Origin of the sequence: Terrisporobacter petrolearius (genome assembly GCF_020748185.1) — a bacterium.
Taxonomy (GTDB): Bacteria; Bacillota; Clostridia; order Peptostreptococcales; family Peptostreptococcaceae; genus Terrisporobacter; species Terrisporobacter petrolearius.
Genome location: NZ_JAHZMO010000057.1, coordinates 1 through 17,405, shown reverse-complemented (window position 1 = coordinate 17,405; position 17,405 = coordinate 1). Strand labels below are relative to the sequence as shown.

The 17,405-nt window shown below is 29.6% G+C and carries 15 protein-coding genes; 12 read left to right on the top strand and 3 right to left on the bottom strand.

Going from position 1 to position 17,405, the window contains the following annotated elements:
- The first annotated feature begins 109 nt into the window (after positions 1-109).
- The 4 genes from K0040_RS18135 to K0040_RS18120 all read left to right on the top strand — a co-directional run bounded on the left by K0040_RS18135 (position 110) and on the right by K0040_RS18120 (position 4,084).
- On the top strand, positions 110-850 hold the full coding sequence (locus K0040_RS18135) for a PTS transporter subunit EIIC (RefSeq protein ID WP_228110136.1): 741 nt from the start codon (positions 110-112) through the stop codon (positions 848-850).
- Positions 851-977: 127 nt separating this feature from the next.
- Entirely contained in the window at positions 978-2,063 is a 1,086-nt protein-coding gene (locus K0040_RS18130; RefSeq protein WP_228110135.1) for a M24 family metallopeptidase, read from the top strand.
- Position 2,064: 1 nt separating this feature from the next.
- A complete protein-coding gene (locus K0040_RS18125; RefSeq protein ID WP_228110134.1) occupies positions 2,065-3,246 on the top strand; it encodes a MalY/PatB family protein in 1,182 nt (393 codons plus the stop codon).
- A 25-nt stretch (positions 3,247-3,271) separates the two neighbouring features.
- On the top strand, positions 3,272-4,084 hold the full coding sequence (locus tag K0040_RS18120; protein ID WP_228110133.1) for a type I phosphomannose isomerase catalytic subunit: 813 nt from the start codon (positions 3,272-3,274) through the stop codon (positions 4,082-4,084).
- Positions 4,085-4,147: 63 nt separating this feature from the next.
- Here the strand turns inward: K0040_RS18120 and K0040_RS18115 are convergent, their stop codons facing one another.
- Positions 4,148-5,086: an AEC family transporter gene (locus tag K0040_RS18115; RefSeq protein ID WP_228110132.1), complete on the bottom strand. Its 939-nt coding sequence runs from the start codon at positions 5,084-5,086 to the stop codon at positions 4,148-4,150.
- 220 nt (positions 5,087-5,306) lie between these two features.
- Here K0040_RS18115 and rnr point away from each other — a divergent pair, with 220 nt between their 5' ends.
- Together rnr and K0040_RS18105 are read left to right on the top strand one after the other, a co-directional pair.
- Positions 5,307-7,466 (top strand): ribonuclease R, encoded by a 2,160-nt coding sequence (rnr, locus tag K0040_RS18110; RefSeq protein ID WP_228110131.1) that lies wholly within the window; start codon positions 5,307-5,309, stop codon positions 7,464-7,466.
- 206 nt (positions 7,467-7,672) lie between these two features.
- Positions 7,673-8,068 carry a hypothetical protein gene (locus K0040_RS18105; RefSeq protein ID WP_228110130.1) on the top strand — a complete coding sequence of 132 codons (396 nt, stop codon included), beginning with the start codon at positions 7,673-7,675 and terminating at the stop codon, positions 8,066-8,068.
- 101 nt (positions 8,069-8,169) lie between these two features.
- Here the strand turns inward: K0040_RS18105 and hcp are convergent, their stop codons facing one another.
- Complete coding sequence (hcp, locus tag K0040_RS18100) at positions 8,170-9,894, bottom strand: hydroxylamine reductase (protein WP_228110129.1); 1,725 nt, start codon at positions 9,892-9,894, stop codon at positions 8,170-8,172.
- A gap of 299 nt (positions 9,895-10,193) precedes the next feature.
- On the opposite strand from hcp, the gene K0040_RS18095 reads away from it, so the two are divergent.
- The 6 genes from K0040_RS18095 (at position 10,194) to K0040_RS18070 (ending at position 16,362) form a co-directional block, all read left to right on the top strand.
- On the top strand, positions 10,194-11,552 hold the full coding sequence (locus K0040_RS18095) for a hypothetical protein (protein WP_228110128.1): 1,359 nt from the start codon (positions 10,194-10,196) through the stop codon (positions 11,550-11,552).
- Between the two features lies 1 nt (position 11,553).
- A complete protein-coding gene (locus K0040_RS18090; protein ID WP_228110127.1) occupies positions 11,554-12,060 on the top strand; it encodes a hypothetical protein in 507 nt (168 codons plus the stop codon).
- Between the two features lie 146 nt (positions 12,061-12,206).
- Positions 12,207-12,902, top strand: coding sequence for a M15 family metallopeptidase (locus tag K0040_RS18085; protein WP_228110126.1), 696 nt, complete (start codon positions 12,207-12,209; stop codon positions 12,900-12,902).
- 24 nt (positions 12,903-12,926) lie between these two features.
- Positions 12,927-13,622, top strand: coding sequence for a response regulator transcription factor (locus tag K0040_RS18080; RefSeq protein WP_228110125.1), 696 nt, complete (start codon positions 12,927-12,929; stop codon positions 13,620-13,622).
- The gene (locus tag K0040_RS18075) at positions 13,612-14,736 is read left to right on the top strand and encodes a sensor histidine kinase (protein ID WP_228110124.1); all 1,125 of its coding nucleotides are present in this window, start codon (positions 13,612-13,614) and stop codon (positions 14,734-14,736) included. The genes K0040_RS18080 and K0040_RS18075 overlap by 11 nt, the downstream gene beginning before the upstream one ends.
- Positions 14,737-14,865: 129 nt before the next feature.
- Entirely contained in the window at positions 14,866-16,362 is a 1,497-nt protein-coding gene (locus K0040_RS18070) for a protein adenylyltransferase SelO (protein WP_228110123.1), read from the top strand.
- A 54-nt stretch (positions 16,363-16,416) separates the two neighbouring features.
- On the opposite strand, the gene K0040_RS18065 is transcribed toward K0040_RS18070, so the two are convergent.
- A partial coding sequence (locus tag K0040_RS18065; protein WP_228110122.1) for an SH3 domain-containing protein occupies positions 16,417-17,405 on the bottom strand: 989 nt, incomplete at its 5' end.

The following is a 17,405-nucleotide window of genomic DNA, read 5'->3' as shown; positions in this document are numbered from 1 at the left end:
AACCATAGTATCATACCTCATCTTTTTAAGTTCCTTTCCTTAATGGTATCACACTCTATAATCAAAAAAGTGCATAAGCTGACAACAATCTTGTCAACTTACACACTTTATTTTACATTCCCCATTATTCGGTGTATTACCTCCAGAAGTACTTACGCAATTCTTATCTCCATTAGTAGGATCACTAGATAATCCATTTATGTTTGCATTTATAACATTTTTAGGAGTGCTATTATTCTTCTTTGGTATACATCCATCAGTACTATCTCCTATAACTGCACCAATAGCAGCTCAATTTTTAGCAGAAAATATAGAGTCTATGGCAGCAGGACAAGCTTTACCTCATTTCTATACAGGTGGTATGGTAAGTGCATTTGCTAACTTTACAGGAACAGGTGTAACGTTTGGTTTAGTATTTTGGTTCTTGTTCTCTAAGAGAAAAGATTTAAAACGTATTGGACAGGTTTCATTAGTACCTTCATTATTTGGAATAAATGAGCCAATATTATTTGGTGCACCAATTGTTTTAAATCCAACTTTCTTCTTACCATATGTTATAGGTGGAACTATATTGGGAACATTCCCAGCATTTTTAATGAATGCAGGGATATTAGCAAAACCATTCTTTAACCCACCATATTTAGGAGCATTCTTAGAAGGATTCTTAGTAAATGGGCATTGGTTAACAGTAGTGGTTAATGCTACTCAAATGTTAGGTTCAATATTAATTTGGTATCCATTCTTTAAATTATATGAAAAACAAACATCTTTAACCGAAGCAAAACAATCAAAAGAACAAAATGCAATATCAGATGAAGATTTAGATTTATTAGGAGAATTAGATTTCTAGTATATAAATTAAAATAATAAAGCTAAAACGTAATATATGAGATAAAAGCTATGACGATAGAATAATAAATCTATATTCATAGCTTTTATTATTAGTGATAAATTATGAAGAACTAGAGGAGGTTTATATGGATTTACATATTAAAAAAATAAAAAAATTATTACTAAAATTGAATATAGATGGATTGCTTATAAAATCAAAAATTACAAAAAAATATTTAGGAACACTAACAGGAAGCGGAGTAAATGTTTTAATCACGAAAGATAAAAATTATCTTATTTTAGATGGAAGATATGTTAGTGAAGCTAGAGATAAAAAAACAGATTTCGAAATAATTGAAAACACGCCTGCTCAGTCTCAAAAATCACATTTTCATGTGGTAAATGAAATTTTCAAACAATATAATTACTCAAATTTAGGATTGGAATCTCAAGGATATTCTATTTCTGATTATGAAAAACTTAAGGAATATGATTTCAATGTTGTTCTTGTAGGAGAAGAAATAAATGAAGTGAGAATAATCAAAGACGATAGTGAAATCAGTGTATTAAAAGAAGCTTGTGAAATAACAGATAAAATATTTGATAATGTATTAAATCATATAAAAGTAGGAATTACAGAGCAAGAGATAAATGCATGGGTTCATTACTATTCGTTGAAGTATGGAGCAAGTAAGCTATCTTTTGATCCTGTTATAACTTCTGGGACAAGAACGTGTTTACCCCATGGAAGACCTACTGACAAAATAATAGAAGATGGAGATGTGGTAATGATTGATTTTGGAATTGAGTACAAAAATTATCAATCAGATATGACTAGGACAGTCTTTGTAGGAAAGCCAAATGAAAAAATCTTAGAAATTTATGAAGTTGTAAAGAAGGCTCAAAGTGTTGGAGTTGGATCAATAAAATCAGGAAAAAAAGCCAGTGATGCAGATTTTGAAGTGAGAAAAATAATAAATGAAGCGGGATATGGCAAGTATTATAACCATGGTTTAGGACATGGAATTGGAATTGGCGATGGATCAGAGTATCCATTCTTAAATGAAACATCAGATACAATTTTACAAAATAACATGGTTATGTCTTGTGAACCGGGAATTTATATACCTGGATTAGGGGGTGTAAGAATAGAAGATGATATATGGATAAAAGATGGAGTAGGAATTCCGTTAAATAGAACAACAAAAGAGATAATCATTTTGGAGGGATAGTATGAAGCATAATTTTGATCAAGTTCATAATCGTAGGGGAACTTACTGTACACAATGGGATTATATACAAGACCGTTTTGGAAAGAAGGATTTAATTCCTTTTTCTATTTCAGATACAGATTTTACAGTACCAATGCCAGTATATGAAAAATTACAAAATGTATTGCAGCACCAGATTTATGGATATTCAAGATGGAACCATGATGATTTTAAAGGTTCAATAAAAAATTATTATCATAAAAGATTTGAAGTTAATATAAATAAAGATTGGGTTATTTACAGCCATTCAGTTATGTATTCTGTCTCCCTTTTATTAAGGTTACTTTGTAACAAAGAAGGAAAAGTAGCAGCATTCAGCCCCATGTATGATGCTTTCTTCAATGTAATTAGAGACAATAGATTTGAATTAGAAGAAATTCAATTAAGAGAAAGTGAAGGGAAATATACTATAGACTTTGCTGAATTTGAAAATAAAATAAAGCAGTGCAATGTACTATTACTTTGTTCTCCTCACAATCCGACAGGAAGAGTTTGGATTAAAAAAGAGTTAGATTTAATAGTTTCTATATGTAAAAAACACAATGTAAAAATTATAAGTGATGAGATACATGGAGATGTGGTCATGCCTGGAAATAAGCACACTCCAATGTTAGCTTACCATAATGAATATGATGAAATATATTTAGTTTCTTCTGGTAGTAAAACATTTAATTATCCTGGTTTAATAGGTTCTTATGCAATTGTTCCAAATAAGAAAATATATGAGGATTTTCTTGCTCAAACTAGAAGAAAAGACTTTTTAAATTCAGTTAGTATTTTAGGAATGTATGCAACAATGGTGTCTTATAATGAGTGCGATTATTATATAGATCAGCTTGTTGAATATGTGGATAATAACATGAACTATGTTGAAAAGTTTATTAAGGATAATTTTAAACAAGTTAAATTTATAAAACCTGAAAGTACGTATCTAGCATGGATAGATTGTAGGGATTTACCTTTCACTTGTGATGAAATTCAAGATGCACTTATTAATGTAGGTGGTGTTGGAATTATGAAAGGTGAGGTATATGGTGCTGAAAAATATTTAAGGCTAAATTGTGGCTGTCCTTTAGAGAAGCTTAAAGAGGGGCTTAATAGAATGAAAAAAAGTATAGATTATTTATATGATTTAAAAAAATAGATGTTTGCATTTAAGGGAGAAGAAAATGACTAAAATTTTGAAGATAAAACCATTTTACAGTGAAAAAATATGGGGATATGAAGATTGGATTTTATCAACGCATAAAAATGGCCATTCCATTGTACAAGGAAAAGATATTAATTTAATAGATTATATAGGGAAAGAGTTGCCAATTCTTAATAAAATCATAAAAGCTGATGATACTTTATCAATACAGGTTCATCCAGGAGATGAGTTTGCAAAAAAATATGAAAATGATAACGGAAAGACAGAATGTTGGTATATTCTAGATGCCAAAGAAAGTGCTACCCTTGTTTGTGGAATTAAAAAAGGACAAAATAAAGAATCCTTTGAACAAGTAATAAAACAAGGAAATGTGGAAGAGTATTTAGAAAGAATAAATGTGAAGGCTGGAGATATGATTTATATACCAGCAGGCACAGTTCATGCCATAGAAGGTGGACTAAAATTAATAGAAGTTCAGCAAAGTAGTGATGTTACATATAGATTGCATGACTGGGGAAGAGACAGAGAAATACATATCGATAAATCTCTTCAGGTTATAGATTATGAAGGTAGAAATAATGGAGGAAAAATAGAAGACTTTAAGAAGTTAAAGACTCCTTATTTTACAGTAGAAAAAATAGAAGTTAACTCACAGTATAAAGATACAGTTAATAGTGAAGGGTTTCATTCTTATACTGTTATTGATGGAATTGGAGAAATTGTTTCTAATGAAGAGCGTTTAAAGCTTGAAAAGGAAGAAACTATATTTATTCCTTCTGGTATAGACTATACTATTGTAGGAAATATAGAATTACTGAAATCTTATGTATAACAAAGAAATAAGGCATAATACAAAAATAGTATTATGCCTTATTTCTTTGTTATAATCATATACTTAAATTAAAGCCAGCTCTTTTAAAATAAAAATCCAACAAAAAACTGTTACTATGGAAAATGCAGAAGTAAATACAACTATCTGGCTAGCTAAGTCACTGTCACCATCCATTTGAATTGCCATCTGAAAACTAGATATGGCAGTAGGTGATGCAAACATAATCATAAGAGATAGAAGTGATACGCCTCTAAATCCGCAGTAATAGGAAATTAAAATAAAAATAAGTGGAGTAATAATTAGCTTTCCTATAACAACTATGATTGTTTCTCTTAAATATTTCTTTATATTAGAGAAAGAAAAAGATGCACCAAGTAATGTTAAAGACAAAGGTGTTGCCATTTTTGATATATCTTTAATAGTACTTACAATAAATAGAGGAAGCTTAATATTAAGAATCAACAATAGTAAGCCTAAAAAAGCACCTATAATAAGAGGGTTTGTAACTATACCTCGAATAATTTTTTTTATATTAATACTTCCTCCACGAAAAGTTTCTAAGCAAACTACAGCTAAGAAGTTAAACAAAGGAACTATGACTCCTATTAGAAGGGCAGTTGTTCCTACCTTTCCTTCCCCAACCAAGGAAGTAGCAACGGGAATTCCAAATAGTACAAAGTTACTACGAAATATACCCTGAATCATAACACCTCTTTTGCTGTTATCTTTCTCAATTATGGGTATAAATAAAAATAAAACTCCAAATAGAATTATAATAGACATGGTAGCAAAGATCATTAATTTAGGATCAAAGACACTACCTAAGTCCGTTGTATAAATATTATAAAATAATAAAGTTGGCAAAAATACTTTAAATGTAGTATTGTTCATTACCTTTACTGAACCCTTATCAAGTATTTTTATGTATTTAAGAAAATAACCAAGTGCCATGACTAAACACAATGGTGCTACCACATTAAAGGATAAAATTAGATTTTTCACATATGTCACTCCTTTTTTCTAGAATAATAAAAGTATAAAGAAAGAGTAATAAAAAAGCAAACATTACAAAAATTAGACAAACTAGAAAATTTTAGATAAAATGAGTAGACGGCAAATTTTTATATAGTTATTTTAATTAAAAAACATAATGAATTTAATATGGAATTAATAATAGAAATATAATAAAAATGGATATAATAAATATAATAGGAGGGATTATATGACAGATAAATTAAAAGAATCATTACTAGGCCTAATTAGTGATAACCATTACAATCCTCTTAAAAAGGAAGAATTAGCGCTGATTTTTAATATACACCCAGCAGAAATGCCAATGTTCTATAACTTTTTAGACGAATTAGAAGAAGACGGTTATATAGTTAGAACAAAAAAAGGAAGAGTCATGTCTCCAAATCAAATGGGACTATTTGTGGGGAAATTTGTTTCTCACAGAAAAGGTTATGGATTTGTTGAGTCTGACGAAGAATTTAAACAAGATTTATTTATTCCAAAAGACGATATAAATGGAGCACTTCACAATGATAGAGTTATGGCAGAGATTGTAACACCTGCTACAGATGACAGAAGAGCTGAAGGAAAAGTTATTAAAATAATAAAAAGAGAAGTAACTAGAGTTGTTGGTTTATTCCAAGAAAACAAGAGCTTTGGTTTTGTTGTGCCTGATGACAAGAAATTTAACCAAGATATATTTATACCAAAGAGAGTTTTCTCTGGAGCAAAAAATGACGACAAAGTAGTTTGTGAAATTACAGTTTGGCCACAAGAAAACAGAAAACCAGAAGGTAAAATAATAGAAGTACTTGGTCAAAAGGGTGAAAGAGGAGTAGAAATTGACTCAATAATTAGAGCTCATGGACTTCCAGAAGAATTCCCTAAAAAAGTCATAGAGGAAGCTAATCATGTGGCTGACCAAGATTTAGGCGATGAAATAGGAAGAAGAGTTGACTTGAGAGATCTTAACATATTCACAATAGATGGTGAAGATGCTAAAGACTTGGATGATGCTATTTCTATAGAAGTATTGCCAAATGGTAACTACAAACTGGGGGTACATATTGCCGATGTTACTCACTATGTAAAAGAAAAGAATAAGTTAGACAAAGAAGCTTTAAAAAGAGCCACATCTGTTTACTTAGTAGATAAAGTAATACCAATGTTACCAAAACAATTATCAAACGGTGTTTGTTCACTAAATCCATTTGAAGATAAGTTAACTTTATCTTGTCTAATGGAAATTGATAGTCATGGCAAAGTTGTTAATTCTGAAATTGCTGAAACAGTTATTAACTCAAAAGCCAGAATGACTTACACAGAAGTATCAGACATACTAGAAAAAGACGATGAAAAATTAAAGAAAACATTCGCAGCTCAAGTGGATGATTTTATAAAAGCTGAAAAATTAGCTAGAATTTTAATGGAAAGAAGAAGAATAAGAGGAGCAATCGACTTTGACTTCCCAGAAGCCAAAATAATATTAAATGGTGATGGTGAAGTTGCTGATATAAAACACTACGAAAGAAGAATATCAAACAAAATGATAGAAGAGTTCATGCTTATAGCTAACGAAACTGTGGCAGAGCATTTCTATTGGTTACAGCTACCTTTTGTTTATAGAATACATGAGACTCCATCAGCAGAGAAGATGGAAGACCTTAAGAAATTTATAGCCACATTTGGATACACTATAAAAGGTGACTTAGAAAATGTTCATCCAAAAGAAATCCAAGGAATAGTGGAAAAAATAAAAGGAACTAAGGAAGAAGAATCTATAAGTACAATAGCGCTACGTTCTATGAAACAAGCCAAATATTCACCACAATGTGTAGGGCACTTTGGACTGGCAGCAAAATACTACTGTCACTTTACTTCTCCAATCAGAAGATACCCAGACTTACAAATTCATAGAATAATAAAAGAGCAATTAAACAATAAGATTAACAACAAGAGACAAGAACAACTAGCTCATATAGTTGAATATGCATCTACTCAATCATCAGAAAGAGAAAGAGCTGCAGAACTTGCTGAAAGAGACGTTCACGACTACTACAAAGCATGCTATATGGCTGACAAAGTTGGTCAAGAATTTGAGGGTACTGTATCAAGTGTAACTTCATTTGGTATGTTTATAGAATTAGAAAATACAGTAGAAGGTCTTATAAGACTTGCTAATATGAGAGATGATTATTATATTTATAATCAAGAAACTTACACAATCATGGGTGAGAGAACTCACAAAACATTTAAGATTGGTGATACTGTAAGAATAAAAGTTGACAATGTAAATGTGGACTTTAGAGAAATAGATTTTGCACTTGTATCTAAGCTAGAAGAAAGTCATATTGAAGAAGATTTAAAATAATAATAAATAAAAAAGAGAGGATATATATCCTCTCTTTTTTATTCAAGTCACCTATTAACTTTTAATTGTTAAGTTTGTAGAATTATGTATTAATAACTTAAAATAAAGTAAGGTTATTTAACCTCAATGTAACACATTTCGCGAAATATTAAGTTACAATTATCTTAAGATATTTCAAAATTAAAAATAATTGGAGTGTTGTTGTTATGCTTAAGGTTATTAATTCTATTGGAAGTAATATTAAAACTAGTGATGGAAAAAGTGCAAGTAGGTGTAATAAAGCAGCAGGAGCAGAAAAAATCTATGAAAAAAAAGAGTATATTATTTTAAAAGTTAAAAAAGGCTACATAGTATATAACACAAAAAAAGTATTTGAAAATGGTCATACCCATCTTCAAAGTTTTGAAATGTCAAAGACGATTATTGACAATAGTATAAGAAAGAAAAGACCAAAAACTAATAATATTTATTTAATAGAAAGTCATATCAGGGTTACTAATGACAGTAAGTATAAGCAAACATTAGAAGAGTTAATAGAAGCAAAAAAAGATAAAACTAAAGATAACAAATATCATAACAGAAGTTATTTCAATGCTTGTTAAATAGAAAAAAAGAACCACCAATGGAAAACCCATTGGTGGTTCTTATCTCTATACTAAAGGGGGGATAGAGATGGGGAGTATTTTATAATTTTATTGGGGTTTTATTGCTCTAAAAACATTTTTAAATCATCTTCAACATTTGTTATTCCACCAATTCCAAAGTTTTCAACTAAAACATTAGCAACATTTGGTGATAAGAATGCTGGTAGAGTTGGTCCTAGGTGTATGTTTTTTACTCCTAAGTATAGTAATGATAATAATACTATTACAGCTTTTTGCTCATACCAAGCTATGTTGAAAGCTATTGGTAATTCATTTATATCTTGTAATTCAAATACTTCTTTAAGTTTTAATGCTATTAAAGCTAATGAGTAAGAGTCATTACATTGACCTGCATCTAAAACTCTTGGTATACCATTTATATCTCCAAGATTTAATTTGTTGTATTTGTATTTTGCACAACCTGCTGTTAATATTACAGTATCTTTTGGTAAGGCTTTTGCAAAATCAGTATAATAATTTCTTGATTTAGCTCTTCCATCGCATCCTGCCATTACGAAGAATTTCTTTATTGCTCCAGATTTAACTGCATCTACTACAGCATCAGCTAAAGCAAATACTTGATTATGAGCAAATCCTCCTACTATTTCTCCTCTTTCTATTTCTGTTGGAGGAGCACACTTTTTAGCTTGTTCTATTATTTGAGAGAAGTCTTTGTTATCTTCACTTTCTCCTTTTATATGCTTAACTCCAGCAAAACCTGCTGCACCTGTAGTGTATATTCTATCTTTGTAGCTATCTTTTGGAGGTACTATACAGTTTGTAGTCATTAATATTGGTCCATTGAAAGATTCAAACTCTTCTTTTTGCTTCCACCAAGCATTTCCGTAATTTCCTGCAAAGTGAGAATATTTTTTGAATGCTGGATAGTAGTGAGCTGGCAACATTTCAGAGTGAGTATAAACATCTACACCAGAACCCTCTGTTTGTTTTAATAATAATTCTAAGTCTTTTAGGTCATGTCCAGATACAAGTATACCTGGATTATTTCTTACACCTATATTAACTTTAGTTATTTCTGGGTGTCCGTAAGTTCCAGTATTTGCACTATCTAAAAGAGCCATTCCATCAACACCAACTTTACCAGTTTCTAAAGTTAAAGCTATTAATTCATCAATAGTTAAACTATCATCTAAAGTTTTTGCTAATGTGCTTTGCATAAATGCATTTACTTCTTCACTGTCATACCCTAATGCATTTGCATGTTTCATATATGCTGACAGACCTTTTAATCCATAGATTATAAGTTCTCTTAAACTTCTTATATCTTCATCCTTAGTTGCAAGTACTCCAACTTTAGTTGATTTTTCATCTAATACTGTGTCTATATTAGCTACTTTTTTTCCACTTCCAAGAACTGCATGTTTTATTTTACTTAATAAATTTACTTTAGTATCTATTTCAGCATTTGAACTTGCATTCCATAATGCTGCTTCTGATAAATTATTTTTGTTTTTTAACTTAGCTAATAAAGATTCTTTAGTAGTTAAAGTTTCCTTAACTCTTTCATAGAATATTGCATCATCAAAGTTAGCATTTGTTATTGTAGTAAATAAGTTTATAGTTATTAAGTGATTAACCTCTCCGCTTACTTTTTTGCCTTCCGATCTAAGTCTTGTTGTTACTTCTGATAATCCTTTTGTTGTATATATTAATAAATCCTGCATTCTTGATAAATCAGGTGATTTACCACATACTCCAAATTTTGTACATCCTGTGCATCCTGCCGTTTCTTGACATTGGAAACAAAACATTTTATTTTCCATTTGTACATCTCCTTTTAAATGTGTATTTTATTTACCCTTTTAAGATAAAACATAATCATTTTTACAATTTCTTAATTAATATAATCAAATTATATCTGAAATATTTTATAAATGATGTAACATATGTTACGAACTTATATTAAATATAATTTAATTTCACAAAAATTTATCTAAATTAAAAGATGTATAAATCATGCTTGTTCCAAGTCTGTCATAAATTAAGCATAGATAATGTAGAAATATGGCCTATTTTGTTTTATTATGGTAATAGTGCTTTTTGATGAAAAGGGAGGGAAGATATGAGGAAAAAATATATAGAAATAGTAAATGGAATAACAGATTATTATAAGGAATCAGTAAATTTATTAGATGAAGAAGAAAAAAGTAAGGTTATTACAATTACTTTAGAGAAATTTGGACTAATAAGAGTTGTGTTAAAAAATATAAATAAAGAAAAAATTTATTATAATTCAGAAAATTATAAGGCCATAGAAAATGGTCCAGTTCAAATTAGTAAAATAGAAAGAGGGTATTTAGTTGCATCAATAGGTGAGTGTAATAATGAGCCAGTAGTTTTTACTTATGAGTGTGATGATGTAGATTTTGAGTTAGATCTTTATAACTATAGCAATTTAAAAATAAATAAAAAGTATATTAAGGATGATTATAGAGTTAAGCTAGGAAACCAAATAGCACATAATTTATTAATGAAGCATGCTACTTTAGGTGATGAATTTTTAAATGAAAAAGAAAAAAATATTTTGCCTGTGGCTATGTGGATAGCTATTTTAGATTCAAGCCAAAATTTTATAGACTTGCCAGATTATAATAAAATTTTCGATTTGTTTATACAATATAATGGAAAATATGAAAAAGAAGAGTTTTTACAAAAAGCCATACAAATAGAAAAGGATTATGAAGATATAAAAGAAGTAAGAAAAGTATGCAAAATAATGGAGAATTGTCTTGATAATTTACAGTTCTCTTCAGATAGAAATGGCTACTCAAAAATGGAAGAAAAGTTAATAAATCATTTATGTTTTTGGAATAGTTTAGAACCAGTATATAGAGTTTATACTGATTTTACTAACTATATGAAAGATGCTTGTGAAAGTTTTGAAACTAATAATCCAAATGAAAATATAGAAATAGAAAATTATATAAAAAATAAAGTAGGAAACAAACTTGTTAAAGTTGGGTTTGAAGAAGAATTTCCTTTTTACAGAATAAAAACAGAAGAGAAGGTCTATGTGCTAGAGTTTGAGATTGTTAACAATCAAAAAGTAAATATAAAGATGCTTCAAGAAATACTTGATGAAAGTTGTGAATTAGAAGAACTACTAAATATGATGGATTACAAATATTTAAAACCAGAAGATATAAAAGGATGGGATGAGGAAATTTGTAAAACCAAAGAGAATATAGATGAAGAGGTAGATATAATACTAGATTGTTTATTAGTAGATAAGACTCTATCTAAACAAAATGGTAAATTGGGAATAATAGGTGGAATAATCGCGGCTGTAATTTCTTATTTATTATGGGATTTATCTATTTTAATCTGTGGAGTAATAGGAATTGTTACCTGCATAATTTTAGTTACTATTGAGAAATATGCAAAAATATTTATGACCATTTGGAAAGAGGAGGACAAATAAGATGAAAATGAGTAAGAATGATTATATAAAACCTAATAAGATATTTTTTGATAAAGAGTGGGTAATGTCTAATATATATGAGATGCAAGAAGAGTTTTTTGAAAAAGGTGAGTTTGCTCTAGGATGCATAGTTGCAGTCAACAATAAGCTTTTTAAAAGAGGATTTTTAGATTTACCAGGATACATAATATACACTTTTGATGGATATTATGAAGAAAATGTTGAAGAATTTGAGGAACTTGCAAATAAAGTTTATGATCTAGGTGGAGTAAAGCAAGAGGATAAATCTTTAAAAAAGATAGCTTATTTACTAGAAGATATGATGGAAAATGATTTTGGCATAAGACTGCCTTTAGAAATGACAGGTGGTAGAGAAGTATTTTTCTCATCAATAATGTTTAATAGAAAGTACTTACCAGGCAAAAAGTTAACAGGAAGAGTCTATCCACTACATATTTTAAGAGGTAAAAAACCAGATGCAATGCTAATACCACATTGGTATTGGTAGAAAATATAATATTTTTTGCAAAAGAATAATCATTATGATTATTCTTTTTTTGTATATGAATGTAAATCTTAACAAAAGTTAAGAATTACTTATTAGGGCCTTAATATTTGTTTTTTATTATGTAATAGAAAAGGAGATGATATATTATGAAATTAAAAAACAAATTAGTAGGAATTATAGTTATTTTAGGAACGGTAATGTTTGTAGGAGGAATTAATCCTTTAGCAGGATTATCAAATCACAAGAACTCTTACATAAGTGAAAATAGTGCAAATGCAAGTACAAAGAATAGTAAATATCTTATGTTAGTTAATAAGAAAAAGACATTAAATCTTGATTATGAGCCGGAAAATTTAGTTAAACCAAATGTGAAATTTCTAAGTAGTACTAGTGAAGAATCTAGACAAATGGATGAAACTGCAGCAAAAGCTTTGGAGGAATTATTCCAAGGAGCTAAAGAAGAAAATATAACTCTTTTAGGATCTTCAGCATATAGATCTTACAAAAGTCAGGTTAGGGTTCTTAATGATGAGATTAGTTCAAAGGGTGTAAACTATGCTAATAAATATGTGGCTAAGCCAGGCAAAAGTGAACACCAAAGTGGATTATCAATAGATGTAACAAATGAGGCCAGATGTTTTGACAAAACAAGTCCAGAAGCACAGTGGTTAGCAAATAATGCTCACAGGTTTGGGTTTATATTACGTTATTTAGAAGGAAAAGAAGATATTACAGGATATAATTATGAGCCATGGCATATTAGATATGTGGGTAAAGATGCAGCAAAAGAGATTCACGAAAGAAACATTACTTTAGAGGAGTATTTAAATCATATGGTATAATAAGGTAAATATAAGGAGGGAGTTATGGCTAGTAAAATTCTTGTAATAGATGATGAAAAAGAAATTAGAGATTTAATTGAAATATATTTGAAAAATGAAGGTTACACTGTAATAAAAGCCAGTAATGGAGAGGAAGCTCTTAAAGTATTGGAAAAAGAAGAAATACAACTTATGATACTAGATATAATGATGCCAAAGATGGATGGAATGGAAGTATGCAGAAGAGTTAGAGAACATTTAAATATTCCTATTCCTATTCTTATGCTTAGTGCTAAGTCTGAGGATATGGACAAGATTGCAGGTATTATGACTGGTGCAGACGATTATTTAACAAAACCTTTTAATCCATTGGAACTATCAGTTAGAGTGAAAGCACTTCTTAGAAGAACTTATTATTTCAACAACATGAACAAAGAAGACCATATTATAAATATTGAAACTTTGATTATAGATAAAAACAATAGAACAGTTAAAGTTGGAGATACTGAAATACCATTTACAGCTAGAGAGTTTGACATTTTATATTTACTAGGTAGTAATAGGGGAAGAGTTTATAGCTCAGAAGAAATATTTACTAAGGTGTGGAAAGAAGATTACTTTGGCTCAAACAATACTGTTATGGTTCACATGAGTAGAATAAGAGAAAAGTTGGAAAAATATATAGAAGGAAATAAAATAATTCAAACTGTATGGGGAGTTGGTTATAAAATTGAAAAATAAAAGAAGAATTTTTAAATATATAATAATCAGCGCATTAGAATTTGCCATAAGTGCAATATTGAGTTTAGCTGTTTTTGTCACATTATATAAAGTAATTTATAATTTATATATTAATTATAGAACTCCAATATTAAATGTAGTAATTAAAGCTTTGTTTAGATTGAACGATAATTTTTTTGCAGGAAATATATACGGTATTATAGCAATTTTAATTTTCCTTTTAATATATTCTCTTATTACTTATAAAAAGTTCAAAAATGTATCCTTACTTGTGGATAATGTGGAAGAAATGTCAAAAGGAAATCTTGACAAGAAGATTGAATTAAAATCAAGAGGAGATATTGATCAAGTAGCACAAAATATTAACAGTATAGTGAAGCAGTTGAAAGATATAACTGTGGAAGAAAGAAAAGCTCAACAAACTAAGACGGACTTAATTACAAATGTTTCTCACGATTTAAGAACACCCTTAACTTCAGTTATAGGATATTTAAATCTTATTGAAGAGGGACGATACAAAGATGAAGTGGAGCTTATGTACTATGTGGATATAGCTTACGAAAAGTCTTTAAACTTAAACATACTTATTAATGATTTGTTTGAACTTACTAAAATGCAAAACCGAGTTGTTAATTTTAACAAGGTTGAGCTGAATTTGGTAGAGCTAATAGGACAGTTAATTTCTCAACTTGAAATACAATTTAGACAAGAAAATATGAATTGTAGAATAGACTTTTCTGTGGACAAACTTATAATAAATGCTGACCCAATTAAAATAGTAAGAGCTTTTGAAAATCTTATTACAAATGCTATGAGATATGGAAAAGATGGACATTATGTGGATATAAAAGTAATTACAGAAGGAGAAATGGCAGTTGTTCAGGTAATAAATTATGGAGAACCTATTCCAGTACTGGACTTACCTCATATATTTGATAGATTTTATAGAGTAGAAAAATCAAGAAATACATTCCAAGGTGGCTCAGGTTTAGGTCTTGCTATTACAAAAAATATTATAGAAGCTCATGATGGAAGTATCTGTGCTATTAGTAATAATGAAAGTACGACTTTTGAAGTTAAAATACCATATATAGATGAATATAAAACTCTCTAAGTAAACAGAATAATCTGTGTCTTGGAGAGTTTTTTATTTTATTTAGGGTATAAATAATTTATAACAAATTACACAATCTATGAGAAGTAAGATTTTATATAGAAAATATAAATAAAAAGAGGTGAAAAAATGGCACAGGAAAATCAAAGTAAGAATATGGGCTGGAATTTTGATAATAGTTATAAAAATTTACCAAAGTCTTTTTATAGTGAAATAGATTTAAATCCAGTTAAAAAACCAGAGTTAGTTATTTTTAATGAGCATTTAGCAGAAGAGTTAAGATTAAATGCACAATCATTGAAAAGTGAAGAAGGTTTACAAGTTTTAGCTGGAAATAAAAAAGTTGAAGGCGGTGCATATATTGCACAGGCTTATAGCGGCCATCAATTTGGTAATTTTACAATGCTAGGTGATGGAAGAGCAGTGCTAATTGGTGAACAAAAACTAGAAAACAAAACTTCAATGACAGGTTTTGATTCAAATAGATATGATATTCAGTTAAAAGGAAGTGGAAAAACACCCTACTCTCGTGGTGGTGATGGAAGGGCAGTGCTTGGGCCAATGCTTCGTGAGTATATAATTAGCGAAGCCATGTATAATCTTAAAATACCTACAACTCGTAGTTTAGCAGTAGTAAAAACAGGAGAAAAAGTTTATAGAGAATATGTGAAAGAAGGAGCCATACTTACTAGAGTTGCAACAAGTCATCTTAGATTCGGTACTTTTGAATATGCTTTTAATTACTTGGGAAAAGAAGAAGTGAAAAAACTAGCTGACTATGCCATAGATAGACATTACCCCTATGTAAGAAATGATGAAAATAAATATTTAAGTTTTCTAAAAGAAGTAATAAAAGCTCATGCTAAGTTAACTGCCAAATGGCTATGTGTTGGTTTTATTCATGGTGTAATGAATACTGACAATATGACTATTAGTGGAGAAACTATTGATTATGGACCTTGTGCTTTTATGGATGTTTATGATCCAGACACTGTATTTAGTTCTATTGATTTTCATGGAAGATATGCCTACAAAAATCAGCCAAACATGGCTTCTTGGAATATTTGTAGATTTGCAGAAACACTGTTACCTTTAATAAGTGAAGATGCAGACACGGGCATAGATTTGGCACAAAAGGCTATATTTGAGTTTTCTGATTTGCATTTTGAATATTGGTTCTCACAGATGAGAACCAAGCTAGGATTATTCAATGAAGAAGCTATGGATAAGGCTATAATAGAAGATTTATTAACTATGATGGAAAAATACAAAGAAGATTATACAAATACTTTTTTATCATTAACTTATAGAAAAAACATGAATAGAGGAATGTTCCTTACAGCTGAATTTACAAACTGGTATAAAAATTGGCAAGAAAGATTGGAAAGACAAGAAGAGTCTATAGAGGAAGCTTATGAGCTTATGAAAGAGTCAAATCCAGTAGTTATACCAAGAAATCACAGAGTAGAAGAAGCACTAGATGCAGCAGGTAATGGAGATTTTACAGTAATGGAAGATTTACTTTCTGTTCTTAGTAATCCTTATGAATATAAATTAGAGTGTGAAAAATACTTTGATTTACCACAGCCTTCAGATTTACCTTACAGAACCTATTGTGGAACATAATAATAACCCTATATAAGTGATCACTTATATAGGGTATTTATATATTTAATGTAATTATATTTTCAAATAACTTCCAACCACATATCCAGTATAACTTTTATACTTAACTTTATACCATCCAGATGATAGTTTACTAACAATCTCAATAGTAGTGTTTTTAGGAATAGTAGTTATAATACTAGAAGAAGTAGAAGCACTTTTTCTAAGGTTAAGATTAGCAGAAGTAACACCTTTATTTGAAGAAGATGTATTAGAATTACTGCCATTTAACTTGACATAGTCCTTAGAAACATACCCAGTATTACCTTTGTACTTAACCTTATACCAACCAGAAGTAGATTTATCAACAACCTCGATAGTAGTATTTTTAGGAATAGTAGCTATAATACTAGAAGAGGTAGAAGTACTCTTTCTAAAATTAACATTAGCAGAAGTAACACCTTTGTCAGATGAAGACGTACTAGGAGTTTCATTATTACTACTACTGCCGTTTAATTTAACATAGTCCTTAGAAACATATCCAGTATTACCTTTGTATTTAACCTTATACCAGCCAGAAGTAGATTTATCAACAACCTCGATAGTAGTATTTTTAGGAATAGTAGCTATAATACTAGAAGAAGTAGAAGCACTCTTTCTAAAGTTAACATTAGCAGAAGTAACTCCTTTTTCAGAAGAAGAAGTATTATCATTACTGCCGCTACCATTTAACTTGACATAGTCCTTAGAAACATACCCAGTATTACCTTTGTACTTAACTTTATACCAACCAGAAGTAGATTTATCAACAACTTCAACAGTAGTATTTTTAGGAATAGTTTCTATAATACTAGAAGAAGTAGAAGCACTCTTTCTAAAGTTAACATTGGCAGAAGTAACCCCTTTTTCAGAAGGAGAAGGAGGAGTGTTATCATCACCGCCACTGCCATTTAACTTGACATAGTCCTTAGAAACATACCCAGTATTACCTTTGTACTTAACCTTATACCAACCAGAAGTAGATTTATCAACAACCTCGATAGTAGTATTTTTAGGAATAGTTT